This window comes from Streptosporangium sp. NPDC049644 (assembly GCF_040675205.1).
Taxonomy (GTDB): domain Bacteria; phylum Actinomycetota; class Actinomycetes; order Streptosporangiales; family Streptosporangiaceae; genus Streptosporangium; species Streptosporangium fukuiense.
Map to the genome: position 1 here is coordinate 23,990 of NZ_JBFAOJ010000016.1, position 16,382 is coordinate 40,371.

General features: G+C 70.2%; 15 protein-coding genes. All 15 read right to left on the minus strand.

All coding sequences use genetic code 11. From position 1 onward, the window contains the following. Positions 1 to 565: 565 nt before the first annotated feature. A complete protein-coding gene (locus tag AB0J58_RS12145) occupies positions 566 to 1,012 on the minus strand; it encodes a type II toxin-antitoxin system VapC family toxin (protein WP_364213872.1) in 447 nt (148 codons plus the stop codon). A 279-nt stretch (positions 1,013 to 1,291) separates the two neighbouring features. Continuing rightward, positions 1,292 to 2,479 (minus strand): methionine adenosyltransferase, encoded by a 1,188-nt coding sequence (gene metK, locus AB0J58_RS12150; protein ID WP_343979587.1) that lies wholly within the window; start codon positions 2,477 to 2,479, stop codon positions 1,292 to 1,294. Between the two features lie 321 nt (positions 2,480 to 2,800). Further along, on the minus strand, positions 2,801 to 3,169 hold the full coding sequence (locus AB0J58_RS12155; protein ID WP_030909976.1) for a hypothetical protein: 369 nt from the start codon (positions 3,167 to 3,169) through the stop codon (positions 2,801 to 2,803). Between the two features lie 78 nt (positions 3,170 to 3,247). Further along, entirely contained in the window at positions 3,248 to 4,471 is a 1,224-nt protein-coding gene (gene coaBC / locus AB0J58_RS12160; protein WP_364213875.1) for a bifunctional phosphopantothenoylcysteine decarboxylase/phosphopantothenate--cysteine ligase CoaBC, read from the minus strand. Positions 4,472 to 4,480: 9 nt separating this feature from the next. Beyond that, positions 4,481 to 4,744, minus strand: a complete 264-nt coding sequence (gene rpoZ / locus AB0J58_RS12165; RefSeq protein WP_030909981.1) for a DNA-directed RNA polymerase subunit omega — start codon at positions 4,742 to 4,744, stop codon at positions 4,481 to 4,483. Between the two features lie 12 nt (positions 4,745 to 4,756). Further along, complete coding sequence (gmk, locus tag AB0J58_RS12170; RefSeq protein ID WP_051752025.1) at positions 4,757 to 5,329, minus strand: guanylate kinase; 573 nt, start codon at positions 5,327 to 5,329, stop codon at positions 4,757 to 4,759. A gap of 193 nt (positions 5,330 to 5,522) precedes the next feature. After that, positions 5,523 to 5,846 (minus strand): integration host factor, actinobacterial type, encoded by a 324-nt coding sequence (mihF, locus tag AB0J58_RS12175; RefSeq protein ID WP_030909986.1) that lies wholly within the window; start codon positions 5,844 to 5,846, stop codon positions 5,523 to 5,525. A 185-nt stretch (positions 5,847 to 6,031) separates the two neighbouring features. Beyond that, complete coding sequence (gene pyrF / locus AB0J58_RS12180) at positions 6,032 to 6,745, minus strand: orotidine-5'-phosphate decarboxylase (protein ID WP_343979603.1); 714 nt, start codon at positions 6,743 to 6,745, stop codon at positions 6,032 to 6,034. After that, complete coding sequence (locus AB0J58_RS12185; RefSeq protein ID WP_364213878.1) at positions 6,742 to 7,716, minus strand: dihydroorotate dehydrogenase; 975 nt, start codon at positions 7,714 to 7,716, stop codon at positions 6,742 to 6,744. Before AB0J58_RS12185 ends, pyrF begins: the two co-directional genes overlap by 4 nt. Then, complete coding sequence (locus tag AB0J58_RS12190) at positions 7,706 to 8,557, minus strand: dihydroorotate dehydrogenase electron transfer subunit (RefSeq protein ID WP_364214111.1); 852 nt, start codon at positions 8,555 to 8,557, stop codon at positions 7,706 to 7,708. The genes AB0J58_RS12185 and AB0J58_RS12190 overlap by 11 nt, the downstream gene beginning before the upstream one ends. Before the next feature lie 50 nt (positions 8,558 to 8,607). Further along, positions 8,608 to 11,904, minus strand: coding sequence for a carbamoyl-phosphate synthase large subunit (gene carB / locus AB0J58_RS12195; protein WP_364213881.1), 3,297 nt, complete (start codon positions 11,902 to 11,904; stop codon positions 8,608 to 8,610). Further along, complete coding sequence (gene carA, locus AB0J58_RS12200) at positions 11,897 to 13,180, minus strand: glutamine-hydrolyzing carbamoyl-phosphate synthase small subunit (protein ID WP_364213884.1); 1,284 nt, start codon at positions 13,178 to 13,180, stop codon at positions 11,897 to 11,899. Before carA ends, carB begins: the two co-directional genes overlap by 8 nt. A 121-nt stretch (positions 13,181 to 13,301) precedes the next feature. Next, the gene (locus tag AB0J58_RS12205; protein ID WP_364213887.1) at positions 13,302 to 14,630 is read right to left on the minus strand and encodes a dihydroorotase; all 1,329 of its coding nucleotides are present in this window, start codon (positions 14,628 to 14,630) and stop codon (positions 13,302 to 13,304) included. Then, a complete protein-coding gene (locus tag AB0J58_RS12210; protein WP_343979617.1) occupies positions 14,630 to 15,559 on the minus strand; it encodes an aspartate carbamoyltransferase catalytic subunit in 930 nt (309 codons plus the stop codon). Before AB0J58_RS12210 ends, AB0J58_RS12205 begins: the two co-directional genes overlap by 1 nt. Beyond that, on the minus strand, positions 15,556 to 16,125 hold the full coding sequence (gene pyrR / locus AB0J58_RS12215; RefSeq protein WP_281178467.1) for a bifunctional pyr operon transcriptional regulator/uracil phosphoribosyltransferase PyrR: 570 nt from the start codon (positions 16,123 to 16,125) through the stop codon (positions 15,556 to 15,558). Before pyrR ends, AB0J58_RS12210 begins: the two co-directional genes overlap by 4 nt. Positions 16,126 to 16,382: the final 257 nt, after the last annotated feature.

Sequence of the window (16,382 nt, forward strand, 5' to 3'; positions counted from 1 at the left end):
AGGAACTGAGGTGCGTATTGCGTGCGCATCTCGATACCTGGACGTTCCCGGTCAGCGTCCAGGGAGATGCTAGGCAACACCTCTTGGATATGATTTGCTATCGGGTTGGGATGTGCCCCTTAGGCCCTAAGAACCCACTTAAGATCTTGCTGTGATGCCGCACGGCCGTGGCGTTCCAATGGGGTATAGGTCGGCAGCGACGGATCGAAGGCGGTGTCGTACGGCCCCAAGTTTCCACCGCAGGTCACAGCGCGGCTCCTGGACGGTGTCGAAGTCCGGCAGCCCGTGCGGGGTCTGCAGCACCACCGCGGCGGCCAGTACCTGCGGCGGCATGCTCGGGCGTCCGTTCCGGGATGGATACGTGTCCGCGAACATCGCTCCGGGAAACAACGCCTCGCGATGCTCGGCCAGGAACGCGAACACGCCTCCTGCCGGGATCAGCTCCCGGCAGGCCGCCCGGACATCCGGTCCGATCGGTTCTCCGGCCCACTCACCCTGCACGGCCGAGAAGTCTGGCTTGATCTCTCCCGGAGCGGAGCAAGAACGCGAGATCTTCAGTGGTCTTCTAGACGGAGGTGAAACCAAGTGCCGCGGCCGCCTCGCTCTGGGCGTTGTCACGACTGGCGAAGCCGAGTTTGTCTCCCGGATCCTCCAGTAGCGGGACGGCCGCCAACTCCGCGACGGCGAGGTGCATCGCGTCGAGCGCGCGAAGGGCATGGGTGTAGACGATCTCCGTAGCCCGTTGCTCAACGGCATTGCGAGGAACGGTCAGCAACGTGACGGGGCCGTCCTCTCCAAGGTCTGCCGCCAGTACGGCAAGCCTGGTGTCCAGTTCCAGCAGCCGCCTGGCATGAGAGGCGCGCACCAGCACGCCGGTCACCTCCAGCACCGTCAAGGTGCCGGTGACAAGCAGATGCTCGGGGCTTTCCAGGAGTTCCCTGGCTCGGTCGTGACCCGGTTCGTCGTGGAGGTAGGCGCAGGCCAGGACCGAGGAATCGACGTAGGTGAGCACGATGGTCAGCGGCCCTCGGCCCAAAGGTCGTCGAGGACTGGGCCGATGCCCCTGGTGGCGTCAAGCGCACGCTCACGATCGGCTTCGGCCACCGGAGGAGCGGGGGGACGCTCGGCGAGCACGCCGAGCCGACGAGCGCGTGCGCGAAGCTCTGCTCGGGCATCCAGCACCTCGTCGGACACGCCGTGGGCGAGGATCTCCCCGGCGGTGGCGTTGATGGGTATGCGACGGCCCCCGTGAATGAGAATTCACGGGGGCCGTCTTGAAACGTGCGGGTCGTCAGAGACCGGCGGCGGCGCGCAGGGAGTCGGCGCGGTCGGTGGACTCCCAGGAGAAGCCCTCGCGACCGAAGTGACCGTAGGCGGAGGTGCCCGAGTAGATCGGGCGGAGCAGGTCGAGGTCGCGGATGATCGCGGCCGGGCGCAGGTCGAAGACCTTGACCACGGCTTCCTGGATCTTGCTGATCTCGATCTTCTCGGTGCCGAAGGTCTCGACGAACACGCCGACCGGGTGCGCCTTGCCGATGGCGTAGGCGACCTGGACCTCGGCGCGGTCGGCCAGGCCCGCGGCCACGATGTTCTTCGCGACCCAGCGCATCGCGTAGGCGGCCGAGCGGTCGACCTTGGACGGGTCCTTGCCGGAGAAGGCGCCGCCACCGTGGCGGGACATGCCGCCGTAGGTGTCAACGATGATCTTGCGACCGGTCAGGCCGGCGTCGCCCATCGGGCCGCCGATCTCGAAGCGGCCGGTCGGGTTGACCAGCAGGCGGTAGCCCTCGGTCTCGATCTCCAGGCCGGCCAGGACCGGGTCGATCACGTGCTCCTTGATGTCGGGAGCGAGCATCTCCTTGAGGTCGATCTCGGCCGCGTGCTGGGTGGAGACGACCACGGTGTCGAGCCGGACCGGCTTGTCGCCGTCGTACTCGACGGTGACCTGGGTCTTGCCGTCGGGGCGCAGGTAGGGCACCGTGCCGTCCTTGCGGACCTGCGACAGGCGCTCGGCCAGGCGGTGCGCCAGCTGGATCGGCAGCGGCATCAGCTCGGGGGTCTCGCGGCAGGCGTAACCGAACATCAGGCCCTGGTCACCGGCGCCCTGGCGGTCGAGCTCGTCGCCCGCCTCGCCCTCGCGGTTCTCGTAGGCGTCGTCGACGCCCTGGGCGATGTCGGGCGACTGCGCGCCGATGGACACCGACACGCCACAGGAGGCGCCGTCGAAGCCCTTGTGCGAGGCGTCGTAACCGATCTCGAGGATCTTCTCCCGGATGAGACCGGGAATGTCGACGTAGGTCTCCGTCGTCACCTCTCCGGCGACGTGGACCTGACCGGTGGTGATCAGCGTCTCGACCGCGACGCGGCTCTTGGGGTCACCCTTGAGCATGGCGTCGAGAATCGCGTCACTGATCTGGTCGGCGATCTTGTCCGGGTGGCCCTCTGTGACCGACTCGGAGGTGAACAGGCGACGGGACAAGTCAGTGGCTCCTCATGCAGCGGCTGCTGGCGTCTGGGGCTCTGGCATCGGCAGGACACCAGTAGCGCTCCGGCGAATTCTAGCCCCACCTGATGCGGGGCCGCGAAACCATCTCAGATCGTGTCACCCTAAATGTTCAGATCAGGTAGTGGAAGAGCTGCGGGTTCACCGGAATCCGTCGCGGGGAAACCCACCTGCCGCGACACGCGGCGGGACGCGTTCCGGAAGCCCCCCAAAGGGGCCCGAGCCCACGAGATCCCCGGCTCCCGGGCTCATCCGCATCTCGCGGGCGGGATGCGCGGCCCCCGGACCTCCAGGGACTCACAGATCGGGCAGCGGGTCGGGCGGCAGCGTCTCCGGGGCGAAGACCTCCGCGTCGGCGGCGGAGATCACCGCGGCGTACTCCTCCTCGATCTCGAACACCATGCCACCGAGCTCGATGGCCGCGCCCGCGGAGAACTCCAGCGGACCGAGCCGGGTGCGCCGGGTGTGGGTGGCGTACACCGAGGTCGGCGCGTCGCGGTCGAAGAACTTGGTGGAGAGCAGGTAGATGGTGCGGTCAGTGATCACGATGAGGAAGGTCGCCATGCCCGGGGTGCCCACCGACAGGGCCGGCAGGACGTAGTGGATCTCCTCCCCCGGAGGAAGCAGCGCTCGGCATCGTGCCCTGACCGCGGCGGCGACAGGCATGATCCAAACCCCTCCCGGCTGCGGTGTGGCAGGGCTCTGGGAGGCAGTATCCGCCGGGATCCGGGCTACGGCAAGTGGTCAGGCCAGGCGCGCGGCGACGAGGTCCCAGACCACGTCGGCCAGGGCCTCCTTGGGGCCGCGCGGGATGTCGACCTGCTCCCCCTCGGCGAGGAGGACCACCGCCGCGTTGTCGGGGGTGCCGAAGGCGAGATCGTCGCCGACCTGGTTGACGACGAGCAGATCACAGCCCTTGCGGGTGAGTTTGGCCCGCCCGTTGGCGAGGACGTCGTCGGTCTCGGCCGCGAATCCCGCGATCACCCGAGGGTACGGCTTGAGCCCCGCACGGCGCCGTTCCCCCAACTCCGCAAGGATGTCGGGATTTTTCACCAGATGAATGGCGTCAGGCTCATCGGCGGTCTTCTTGATCTTCGACCCGCTCCGCGCCGAGGGCCGGAAGTCGGCGACGGCGGCGGCCATGACCACGGCGTCGGCGTCCTGCACCGCCTCCAGTACGGCGTCGCGCAGCTCCAGGGCCGAGGTGACCCGGAGCACCTTGACCCCCGCGGGGTCGGGCAGGGCGACGTTGGCGGCCACCAGGGTGACCTCGGCCCCCCGGGCGACGGCCGTGCGGGCCAGGGCGTAGCCCTGCAGCCCCGAGGAACGGTTGCCGATGAAACGGACCGGGTCGATGGCCTCGCGGGTGCCGCCCGCGGAGATCACCAGGCGACGGCCCGCCAGGTCCGCGGGGCGCCCGGAGAGGACGCCGCGGCAGACCTCGAAGATCTCCTTCGGGTCCGGCAGACGGCCGGGACCGGTGTCGGCCCCGGTCAGGCGGCCCACCGCGGGATCGACGACGATCGAACCGCGCTCGCGGAGCGTGGCCACGTTCGCACGGGTCGCGGGGTGCTCCCACATCTCGGTGTGCATCGCGGGGGCGAACACCACCGGGCAGCGCGCGGTGAGCAGGGTGTTGGTCAGCAGGTCGCCGGCCAGCCCGTGGGCGGCCTTGGCGAGCACGTCGGCGGTGGCCGGCGCGACGACCACCAGGTCGGCGTCCTGCCCGATGCGGACGTGCGGCACCTCGTGCACCGACTCCCAGACGTCGGTCGTGACCGGATTGCCGGACAGCGCGGCCCAGGTCGGCTCACCGACGAAGCGGAGCGCCTCCCTGGTCGGGACCACGCGCACCTCGTGGCCGGACTCGGTGAACAGGCGCAGCAGCTCGCACGCCTTGTAGGCGGCGATGCCCGCGCTCACACCGAGGACGACCCTCGGCCTGCGGGGAACCACGGAGGTCGGCATCGAGGCGGGTCAGCCCTCGATCGGCTCGGAGGTGAGCAGGCCCTCGCTGACCTCGCGCAGCGCGATGGAGAGCGGCTTCTCCTGCGCGTGGGTCTCGACGAGCGGGCCGACGTACTCGAGCAGGCCCTCGCCGAGCTGGGAGTAGTAGGCGTTGATCTGACGCGCCCGCTTGGAGCCGAAGATCACGAGACTGTACTTGCTGTCGACGATGTCGAGCAGGGCGTCGATCGACGGGTTGGTGATGCCTTCGGAGTAGGCGGCGCTGGTTGCCACGTGTGATTTCCCCTAGCTAGGTGAACGTCCGAGGCGTGAACCCTCGGGAGCATCAGCCAACAAGGCTATCAGCCGATGACATACATCCTGGACTGACGTGTTGACGAGCGTCAGGTCGAACTCCCGCTCGGCCGCCATCTCGATCCGGCCGGCCGCCAGGCGGCGGGCGATGACGTCCTCGGGCTCGGTGCCCCTGCCGCGCAGCCGCTTCTCCAGCTCCTCCCAGGTCGGGGGGGCCAGGAAGACCAGCAGGGCCTCGGGCATGGTCGCCCGGACCTGCCTGGCGCCCTGGAGGTCGATCTCCAGCAGCGTGGGCACCCCGGCGGCGAGTTTCTCGAGCACCGGGCCGCGCGGTGTTCCGTACCGGTTCCCGGCGAACTCGGCCCACTCGAGCAGCTCGCCGGAGGCGGCGAGGCGGTCGAACTCCTCGTCGTCGGCGAAGAAGTACTCGACCCCGTGGGTCTCCCCTGGACGGGGTTTCCTGGTGGTCACCGAGACCGACAGCCACACCTCCGGGTGTGCCCGCCGAAGCTCGGCGACGACCGTGGACTTGCCGACGCCCGACGGCCCGGACAGGACCGTCAGACGCCTACCGGCCGGGAGTCCGGCGAGGGCTCGCGCCCCCTTCGGACCTCCGGCCGAGGATGTGGAGCGACCGGCTCCGCCCTCGGCGGTTGCCTCCGGAGCCCGGCTCTCGCCGGACCGCGACGTTCCGGTCACTCCAAACCCCCCGTGATGCTGTCCCCATATGGGGTGAACGTGGTCGTATGAACCGAGATTAGCTCTCGGCCCCGCCGAACTCACGCTCGAGCGAAGCCCGCTGGTTCGTACCCAGGCCCCGCACGCGGCGGGACTCGGCGATGCCAAGCCGCTCCATGAGCTGCTTGGCGCGAACCTTGCCCACGCCGGGGAGCGACTCAAGAAGGGCCGAAACCTTCATCTTGCCGATGACGTCGTCGGCCTGCCCGTCTTTGAGCACCTCAGCCAGAGAGACCGCACCGTGCTTCAGGCGGTTCTTCACCTCGGCACGCTCTCGGCGGGCCTTGGCAGCCTTCTCTAGGGCTGCGGCGCGCTGCTCAGGGGTTAGGGGAGGAAGAGCCACGCCGGGTCACCTCGAATTTCCTGTCGATGTACTCGGACGGGAAGGGAAACTAGCTGGTCATGGCGCTTCAAGCAACGTCAAGACCACTTTATCCCTCTAGAAAATCTACTTCGTGACTTTCCGTGCCCATGGCGTCGCGCTGTGTGGACAAAACTACGCTCAACGCCGAGTTTTCCGGGCCTGCGTCATGCGCCGTGTCCGGTGGCCGCAGAGGTGCGCCGGAGGGCCGCGGCGATGCCCGCGGCCGTCGCGCCGGGGTCGGCGGAGCCGGTGATCGGGCGGCCGATCACGAGAAGATCCGCCCCGTCGGCGAAAGCCCGCTCGGGAGTCGCTACTCTTGCCTGATCCTGACTCTCGGCGCCGGCGGGGCGGACGCCGGGGGTGATGAGCGTGATGTCGGGCCCGACCTCGGCACGCACCGCGGCCACCTCGCGCGGCGAGCAGACGAGGGCCTGGGCGCCCGCGGCGACGGCCATGGCCGACAGGCGGCGCACGGCGTCCTCGGTGGGGCCCCTGACGCCCATCTGCTCCAGATCGGCCTCCGAGAGCGACGTGAGCAACGTCACCGCCGCGATCTGGGTGTTGGGCACGGCCTCCACCGCCGCCCGGATCATCGCGGGGCCGCCGGTGGCATGGACCGTCAGGATGGCGGGCTTGAGCCTGGCCACGGCCCTGGCGGCACCGGCGACGGTGTTGGGGATGTCGTGGAGTTTGAGGTCGAGGAAGACCCGCACCCCGCTCGCCCCCCGGACCGAGGCGATCACGTCGGGGCCGTAGCGGAGGTAGAGTTCCAGCCCGACCTTGACCGTGGTGACGTGTGGGGTGACCAGGCTGGCCCAGTGAGCCGCGGTCTCGAGGTCTGGCGCGTCCAGGGCGACGGCGATGGGTGCGGGCGTCACAGGGAACTCTCCTCAAGGTCTATCCGGTGCCGGGCGGACGCCCCCGGCGGGCGGTGTGCCAGCCCGACCGCGTCGGCCAGCCGGTGGAACCCCCGGGCCGCCAGGATCTCCTCAAGCTCGCGGAGGATGCGCAGGCAGGCGTAGGGGTCGTGGAACAGTGCGGTCCCCACCGCGACGACGCAGGCCCCGGCGAGGATGAACTCGAAGGCGTCCCTGCCGGTCAGCACGCCGCCCATGCCGATGATGGGCACGCTGGGCAGGGCCGCGTGGACCTGCCACACGCAGCGTACGGCCAGTGGCCTGACCGCGGGGCCCGACAGGCCGCCGGTGACCGCGGCGAGCACGGGCCGCATGGCCTCGGTGTCGATGCTCATGCCGAGCGGATTGTTGATCATCGACAGGGCGTCGGCGCCGCCGTCCACGCACGCGCGGGCCACGCTCACGATGTCCATGACGTCCGGGGAGAGCTTGGCCACCACGGGCACGTCGTAGCGCATCACCGACCGCACCGAGGCGATCACCTCGGCGGAGGCCGCGCCGTCGCGGGCGAAGACCCGGCCCCGGTCCTCGATGTTGGGGCACGACAGGTTGACCTCCACGGCGGTGACCCCGGGCGCGTCGGTGAGCCTGCGGGCCAGCGCGGTGTACTCGGCCACGGTGCCGCCGCCGATGGACACCACGGTCCGCACGCCCCGCTGGGCCAGCCAGGGCAGCTCACGCTCCAGGAAGGCGTCCACGCCCGGCCCCTGGAGCCCGACGGCGTTGAGCATGCCCGAGGGCGTCTCGGCCATCCTGGGGGTCGGGCGGCCCGCCCTGGGGGCCATCGTGATCGACCGGGTGGTCAGCGCGCCGATCCGGGCGAGGTCGAAGAACTGGGCGAGCTCGGAGCCGGACGCCGCGCACCCGGCGGCCGTGGTGACGGGGTTGACCAGCTCCACGTGCCCCAGGTACGTCCGCATGTCAACCGGCATTCCGTGTTCCTCCACCGGGTGCTCCCAGCGCGTCGAACGGGATCGTCCCCACGTCGTCGAAGCGGACGCGCTCGCCCCTGAAGACCGGTCCTTCGACGCACGAGCGCACCATCCGGGTCACCCCGTCGTCCCCGATGACCGGCAGCACGCACGTCATGCACACGCCGATCCCGCACGCCATCCGCTCCTCGACCGCCACCTGGACGGGGATGTCGAACTCGACGGCCACCGCGGTGACGCCGTGCAGCATCGGCATCGGACCGCAGGCGTAGACCGCGTCGGCCCGTACGTCGGCGATCACGCCGGGCAGCACGTCGGTCACCCGGCCGCGCATGCCCAGGGAGCCGTCCTCGGTGGTCAGCGTGGTCGTCTCCCCCATCCTCCTGGCCCGCAGGGCGCCGAACACCCGGTCGGCCGAGGCCGCGCCGAGCACGAAGTCGACGCGGCAGCCACGCCGCTGGAGGGCGTCGGCCACGGTGAACAGCGTCGCCGAGCCGTGCTCGGCACCGACCAGGACGCAGGTCACCGGGTCCCTGGGCAGCGGGAACGGGCGGCCGAGCGGGCCCACCAGATCGAGGGTGTCACGGGCGCGCCGGTCGGCCAGCCAGGCCGTGCCCGGCCCGCTCACCGAGAAGACGAACTCGACGGTGCCGCCGTAGTCGGGCTTGACGTCGTGGACGAAGAAGGCACGGCGCGTCAGCATCGACGTCTGCGCCCCGCCCACGGCCACCCCGACGAAGTGGCCGGGCCGGAAGCGCTCGGCGATGCCGGGCGCCACCACGGTGAGCGCATGGTAGGCGTCGACGCGGCGCGTCGTCAGCACCGTGCCCGTCACCTGCACCGGAGTAACAGGCGTCTTCCTCACCTCCGCTGGGGCGCCGGCCTCACTCCTCAACCGCTCCGCAACCGCTTCGCGTGCTCCTGGAGGGACCGTACGCCGATGTCGCCGCGGACGATCGCCTGGATGCCCTGTACCGCCGCGGCCAGGCCCTGGACCGTGGTGATGCAGGGGATGGCGCGCAGCACCGCGGCGGTGCGGATCTCGTAGCCGTCCAGGCGGGGTCCCGACTGGCCGGGGCTGCCGAAGGGGGTGTTGACGATGAGATCCACCTCCCCGTCCAGGATGCGCCGGACGATGGTCTGCTCGCCCGCGGGACCGGCTCCCTCGCTGTGCTTGCGCACGATCTTGGCACGGACACCGTTGCGGCGCAGGACTTCGGCGGTGCCCTCGGTGGCGAGGATCTCGAAGCCGAGGTCGGCGAGGGCCTTGACCGGGAAGATCATGGCGCGTTTGTCGCGGTTGGCGACCGAGACGAACGCCCGCCCCTTGGTGGGCAGCGAGCCGTACGCGGCGGCCTGCGACTTGGCGTAGGCGGTGCCGAAGAACTCGTCGATGCCCATGACCTCGCCGGTGGAGCGCATCTCGGGGCTGAGCACGATGTCCACGCCGCGGAACCGGTTGAAGGGCAGCACGGCCTCCTTGACCGCGATGGGCGCGTCCAGCGGCATGGTGCCGCCGTCGCCGCTCTCCGGCAGCAGGCCCTCGGCGCGCAGTTCGGCCACCGTGGCGCCCATCATCACCCGGGCCGCCGCCTTGGCCAGCGGCACCGCCGTGGCCTTGGAGACGAACGGCACGGTACGGCTGGCGCGGGGGTTGGCCTCCAGCACGTACAGGATGTTGGCCGACATGGCGTACTGCACGTTGAGCAGGCCGCGCACGCCCACGCCCCTGGCGATGGCCTCGGTGGCGGAGCGGATGCGCTTGATGTCGTAGCTTCCCAGCGTCATCGGCGGCAGCGAGCACGCCGAGTCGCCGGAGTGGATGCCGGCCTCCTCGATGTGCTCCATCACGCCGCCGAGGTAGAGTTCCTCGCCGTCGAAGAGCGCGTCGACGTCGATCTCCACGGCCTCGTCGAGGAACTTGTCCACCAGCACCGGGTGGTCGCTGGCCGCGCCCGCCTTGGCCATGTAGGCGATCAGGGTCTCGTCGTCGTAGACGATGGCCATGCCCGCGCCGCCCAGCACGTAGGAGGGGCGCACCAGCACCGGGTAGCCGATCTCCTCGGCGATGGCCAGCGCCTCGTCGGAGGTCACCGCCACGCCGTGCTTGGGGGCGGGCAGGCCCGCCTCGGCGAGGACCCGGCCGAACGCGCCGCGCTCCTCGGCGAGGTGGATCGACTCGGGCGAGGTGCCGACGATCGGGACACCGGCGTCCTTGAGCGCCTGGGCCAGGCCGAGCGGGGTCTGGCCGCCGAGCTGGACGATGACGCCCGCGACGGGGCCGGTCTGCTGCTCGGCGTGGACGACCTCCAGGACGTCCTCCAGGGTGAGCGGCTCGAAGTAGAGGCGGTCGGAGGTGTCGTAGTCGGTGGAGACCGTCTCGGGGTTGCAGTTGACCATGACGGTCTCGTAGCCGGCCGCCGACAGCTCGAAGGAGGCGTGCACGCACGCGTAGTCGAACTCGATGCCCTGGCCGATCCTGTTGGGCCCCGAACCGAGGATGAGGACCTTGGGGCGCTCCCCGTAGGGGACCTCGGTCTCCTCGTCGTAGGTGGAGTACAGGTAGGGGGTCTGGGCGGCGAACTCGGCAGCGCAGGTGTCGACGGTGTTGTAGACCGGGCGGACGCCGAGCGCATGGCGCAGGTCGCGCACCCGCGACTCGGTCATGTCGCGCAGCTCGGCGATCTGCGAGTCGCTGAAGCCGTACCGCTTGACCCTGGTCAGCACCTCCGCGGTCAGCTGCGGTACCTCACGCAGCTCGGTGGCCATCTCGTCGATCGCGATCAGCTGGTCGACGAACCACGGATCGACACGGGTGGCCTCGAACAGCTCCTCGGCGCCCGCCCCGGCGCGGATGGCCTGCTGCATGGTGAACAGCCGCCCGTCGTGCGGGATACGGCAGGCGGCCAGGAGCTCGTCCCTGTCACCCGGATCGCCCGCCCAGGTGAAGGAGGCGCCCTTCTTCTCCAGCGAGCGCAGCGCCTTCTGCAGGGCCTCGGGGAAGGACCGGCCGATCGCCATGGCCTCGCCGACCGACTTCATGTGGGTGGTCAGGGTCGCGTCGGCCCCGGAGAACTTCTCGAACGCGAACCGGGGCACCTTGACCACGATGTAGTCCAGCGAGGGCTCGAACGACGCCGGGGTCTCCTTCGTGATGTCGTTGGGGATCTCGTCCAGCGTGTAGCCGATGGCGAGCTTCGCGGCGATCTTCGCGATCGGGAAGCCGGTGGCCTTGGAGGCGAGCGCCGAGGAGCGCGAGACGCGCGGGTTCATCTCGATGACGACCATGCGGCCGGTGCGCGGCTCGACGGCGAACTGGATGTTGCAGCCGCCGGTGTCGACGCCGACCTCGCGGATGACCGCGATGGCCACGTCGCGCATGTTCTGGTACTCGCGGTCGGTCAGGGTCAGCGCGGGGGCCACGGTGACGCTGTCGCCGGTGTGCACGCCCATCGGGTCGATGTTCTCGATCGAGCAGACGATCACCACGTTGTCCGCCCGGTCGCGCATGACCTCCAGCTCGTACTCCTTCCAGCCGAGGATGGACTCCTCGAGGAGTACCTCGGTGGTCGGCGAGGCGTCGAGGCCCGCCCCGGCGATGCGGCGCAGCCCCTCCTCGTCGTGCGCGAAACCGGAGCCGACCCCGCCCATGGTGAAGGAGGGCCGCACCACCAGCGGGTAGCCCAGCTCTGCTGCGGCGGCCAGGCACTCGTCCATGGTGTGGCAGACGAACGAACGGGCCGACTCGGCGTTGAGGCCGTACTCCTCGGCGACCTTGGCCACGATGCCCTTGAACAGCTCGCGGTTCTCGCCCGCCTGGATGGCGTCGACGTCGGCGCCGATCAGCTCGACCTCGTAGCGCTCCAGAACGCCGGCCTCGTACAGGGAGATCGCGGTGTTCAGCGCGGTCTGCCCGCCCAGGGTGGGCAGCAGCGCGTCGGGCCGCTCCTTGGCGATGATCTTCTCGACGATCTCCGGGGTGATGGGCTCGACGTAGGTGGCGTCGGCGAACTCGGGGTCGGTCATGATGGTCGCCGGGTTGCTGTTGACGAGGATCACGCGGAAACCCTCGGCACGCAGCACGCGGCAGGCCTGGGTACCCGAGTAGTCGAACTCGCATGCCTGGCCGATCACGATCGGTCCTGAGCCGATCACCATGATCGACTGGATGTCCGTGCGCTTAGGCACCCTTGCTTCCCCCCGTACTCATGGTCGCGCCCGGCTCCTCGCCGGCTCCGCGGAAGACTCGTCCCTCGTCTGCCACTCCGCCCGCTCGCTCCCCGGACCGCTCCGTACTCATGGTCGCGCCCGGCTCCTCGCCGGCTCCGCGGAAGACTCGTCCCTCGTCTGCCACTCCGCCCGCTCGCTCCATCAACGCGCAGAAGTCGTCGAACAGGCTTGCGGAGTCGTGCGGGCCGGCCGCGGCCTCCGGGTGGTACTGGACGCTGAAGGCCGGACGGTCCAGCAGCCGCAGCCCCTCGACGCAGTCGTCGTTGAGGTTGACGTGGCTGACCTCCGCCGGGCCGTACGGCGTGTCGAACACGCCCTCCAGCGGGGCCCGCACCGCGAAACCGTGGTTGTGCGCGGAGATCTCCACCTTGCCGGTGCCCCGGTGCTGTACCGGCTGGTTGACACCTCGGTGGCCGTAACGCAACTTGTAGGTGCCCAGCCCCAGGGCGCGCCCGAAGAGCTGGTTTCCGAAGCAGATGCCGAAGAACGGGACACCCGCGTCGAGGACCCCGCGAAGCGCCTTGACCGGTCCGTCGGCGGTGGCGGGGTCACCGGGGCCGTTGGAGAAGAACACCCCGTCCGGACCGAGCGCGAGGATCTCCTCCGCGGTGGCCGAGGCCGGCAGCACGTGCACCTCGCAGCCGCGCTCGGCCATCCGGTGCGGCGTCATCGCCTTGATCCCGAGGTCGACCGCGGCCACGGTGAACCGCCGCGCGCCGATCGCGGGCACCACGTACGGTTCGGCGGTGGAGACCTCCCCCGCCAGGTCGGCGCCCTCCATCACGGGGCTGCCCAGCACCCGCTCCAGCAGTTCCTCGACCGGCGCCAGGGCCTTGCCGGAGAAGACCCCGGCCCGCATCGCCCCCCGCTCCCGCAGATGACGGGTCAGGGCGCGGGTACCGGGAATGGCGATGCCGACGACGCCCTGCTCCCTGAGGTAGTCGTCCAGGGAACGGTTGGAGCGCCAGTTGGAGGCCACCCGGGCCGGCTCGCGGACCACGTAACCGGCCACCCACACCCGCGAGGACTCCGGATCCTCGTCGTTGATCCCGGTGTTCCCGATGTGCGGCGCGGTCATCGCGACGATCTGGCGGTGGTACGACGGATCGGTCAGCGTCTCCTGGTAGCCGGTCATCCCCGTGTTGAAGACCATCTCGCCGAAGGTCTCGCCCTCGGCGCCGTAGGGGGTCCCGTGGAAGACACGTCCATCTTCCAGCACTAGCACTGCGGTCACTCACACACCCCGATCATCTCGGCTACAGCTCCGCAAAGTATGAAATATCTGGCACATCGGTTCGCCGTCGCCGCACCGGGCGGAACGCCCCCACGTCCCGGTGCGGGAAGGCGGGAGGTCCTCACGTGAGCTTCCCGTCCAGGACCGTCGGCCTGCCGCGCAGGAAGGTCGCCACGACCCGGCCGGGCAGGGTAAGGCCCTGGTAGGGGGTGTTGCGGCTCTTGGAAGCGTAGCCCGCCGGGTCGACCGCGGCGCGCACCGCCGGGTCGTAGAGGGTGAGGTTGGCCGGCGCGCCGACCTCGATCGGCTGCCCGTGTCCCCGAAGCCTGCCGATCCTGGCCGGGGCGCAGGACATCCGCTCGGCGACACCGGCCCAGTCGAGCAGCCCCGTCTCCACCATCGCCTCCTGGACCACCGCGAGCGCCGTCTCCAGGCCGATCATGCCCATGGCGGCGGCGGCCCACTCGGCCTCCTTGTCCTCGACCGGGTGCGGGGCGTGGTCGGTGGCCACGCAGTCGATCGTGCCGTCGGCCAGGGCCGCGCGCAGCGCCTCGACGTCGGCGCGGGTGCGCAGCGGCGGGTTCACCTTGTAGATCGGGTTGTAGGAGCCGACCGGGGAGTCCTCGACGAGGTCGTCGGTCAGCAGCAGGTGGTGCGGGGTCACCTCGGCGGTGACGTCCCAGCCCTTGGACTTGGCCCAGCGGATGAGCTCCACCGAGCCCGCCGTGGAGACGTGGCAGATGTGCAGGCGCGAGCCGACATGCGCGGCCAGCAGGCAGTCGCGGGAGATGATCGCCTCCTCGGCGACCGCGGGCCATCCGGTCAGGCCCAGCCTGCCGGAGACCGCGCCCTCGTTCATCTGCGCGCCCTCGGTCAGCCGCGGCTCCTGGGCGTGCTGGGCCACGACGCCGTCGAACGCCTTGACGTACTCCAGCGCGCGGCGCATGAGCACCGCGTCGGAGACGCACCTGCCGTCGTCGGAGAAGACCCGCACCCGGGCCGCCGAGTCGGCCATCGCGCCGAGTTCGGCCAGGTGCTCGCCGCCCAGGCCGACCGTGACGGCTCCGACGGGCTGCACGTCGCAGTAGCCCGCCTCCTGGCCCAGGCGCCAGACCTGCTCGACGACGCCGGCGGTGTCGGCGACCGGGTCGGTGTTGGCCATGGCGTGCACGGCGGTGTAGCCGCCGAGGGCGGCGGCGCGGGTGCCCGTGGTGACGGTCTCCGCGTCCTCACGCCCCGGCTCGCGCAGGTGGGTGTGCAGGTCCACCAGACCGGGCAGGGCGATCAATCCCTCGGCCTCGACGGTCTCGTCGCTCTCGCCGGCGCTCAGCCCCTGGCCGATCTCCACCAGGAGACCGTCGCGGATCAGGATGTCGGCGGGCTCCCCGCCGAGGATCCTGGCGCCCCTGATGACGATGCCGTCACGCGTGGTCCCGATGCGGTCGTTCATCAGATCTCTCCCCCGAGGTCGGCGCCGCCAAGCAGCAGGTACAGAACGGCCATGCGTGCGGTCACACCGTTGGCGACCTGCTCGACGATCGTCGAGCGCGGCGAGTCGGCCACCTCGGCCGCGATCTCCATCCCCCGGTTCATCGGGCCGGGGTGCATCACGATGGCGTGGTCGGGCATTCTGGCGACGCGCTCGCGGTCGAGCCCGTAGCGGCGGCTGTACTCCCGCTCGGTGGGGAAGAACGCCGCGTTCATCCGCTCGCGCTGCACGCGCAGCATCATCACCACGTCGGACTTGGGCAGCATCGCGTCGAGGTCGTAGGAGACCTCGCACGGCCAGGAGTCGACGTTGACCGGGAACAGGGTCGGCGGGGCGACCAGGGTCACCTCGGCACCGAGGGTGGCCAGCAGCAGCACGTTGGAGCGGGCCACCCTGCTGTGCAGCACGTCGCCGACGATGGTCACTTTCCTGCCGTCCAGCGAGCCCAGGCGGCGGCGCATGGTGAAGGCGTCGAGCAGGGCCTGGGTGGGGTGCTCGTGGGTGCCGTCACCGGCGTTGACGACACTGCCGCGCACCCAGCCGGCCAGCCGGTACGGGGCGCCCGAGGCGCCGTGCCGGATGACGACGGCGTCGGCGCCCATCGCCTCCAGGGTGAGCGCGGTGTCCTTGAGCGACTCGCCCTTGGAGACGCTGGAGCCCTTGGCGGAGAAGTTGATGACGTCCGCCGACAGGCGCTTGGCCGCGGCCTCGAAGGAGATCCTGGTCCGGGTGGAGTCCTCGAAGAAGAGGTTCACCACGGTGCGGCCCCGCAGGGTGGGGAGCTTCTTGATGGAACGTTCCGAGATCTTCGCCAGCTCGTCCGCGGTGTCCAGGATGAGCAGGGCGTCGTCACGGGTCAGATCGGCCGCCGAGATCAGGTGCCGCTTCACCGGCCCTCCTCCTTCAGCAGCAGGACCGCGTCGCGGCCGTCGTTCTCCTCCAGGTAGACCTTGACGCTCTCGGACTTGGAGGTCGGCAGGTTCTTGCCCACGTAGTCGGGGCGGATGGGCAGCTCGCGGTGGCCGCGGTCGACCAGGGTGGCGAGTTGCACGGCCTGCGGGCGGCCCAGGTCGTTGAGCGCGTCGAGCGCGGCACGGACCGTGCGGCCCGAGTAGAGGACGTCGTCGACGAGGACGACGGTCCTGCCGTCGATGCCGTCGGCGGGCAGTTCGGTGCGGCCCAGCGCGCGGGCGGGACGCAGGCGCAGGTCGTCCCGGTACATCGTGACGTCGAGGGAGCCGACGGGCACGGAACGGCCCTCGAACTGCTTGATGTGGGCGGCCAGGCGGCGGGCCAGGTGGACCCCGCGCGTGGGGATGCCCAGCAGGACGACGTTCTCGCCGCCCTTGGTCCGTTCAAGGATCTCGTGGGAGATGCGGACCAGGGCCCGGTTGATATCGGGCTGCTCGAGAACGGCGCGCGCACCGCTCAGCGCATGCGAAATGGCATCGGTCAAGGAGTAACACCACCTTTCCCGCCTCACAGGACGGGTCTTAAAGGAAGTCAGCGCTCTTACGTTACCAGCCGTTCGAAGGCTCGCCCTGACCGGCCCCACCTCGGCGGATGCCGGACGCCGCCCCAGGGATCTTCCCAAAAGTGAATAAATATCTTGATCTTCACTGACTTCCCATGGTTCTGGCGGGTATGCGCTTTAGATCCGTACCAACGCGAGGTATGGCGAGCGCGCCCACGGAGGCCCACAGCGGCCCACAG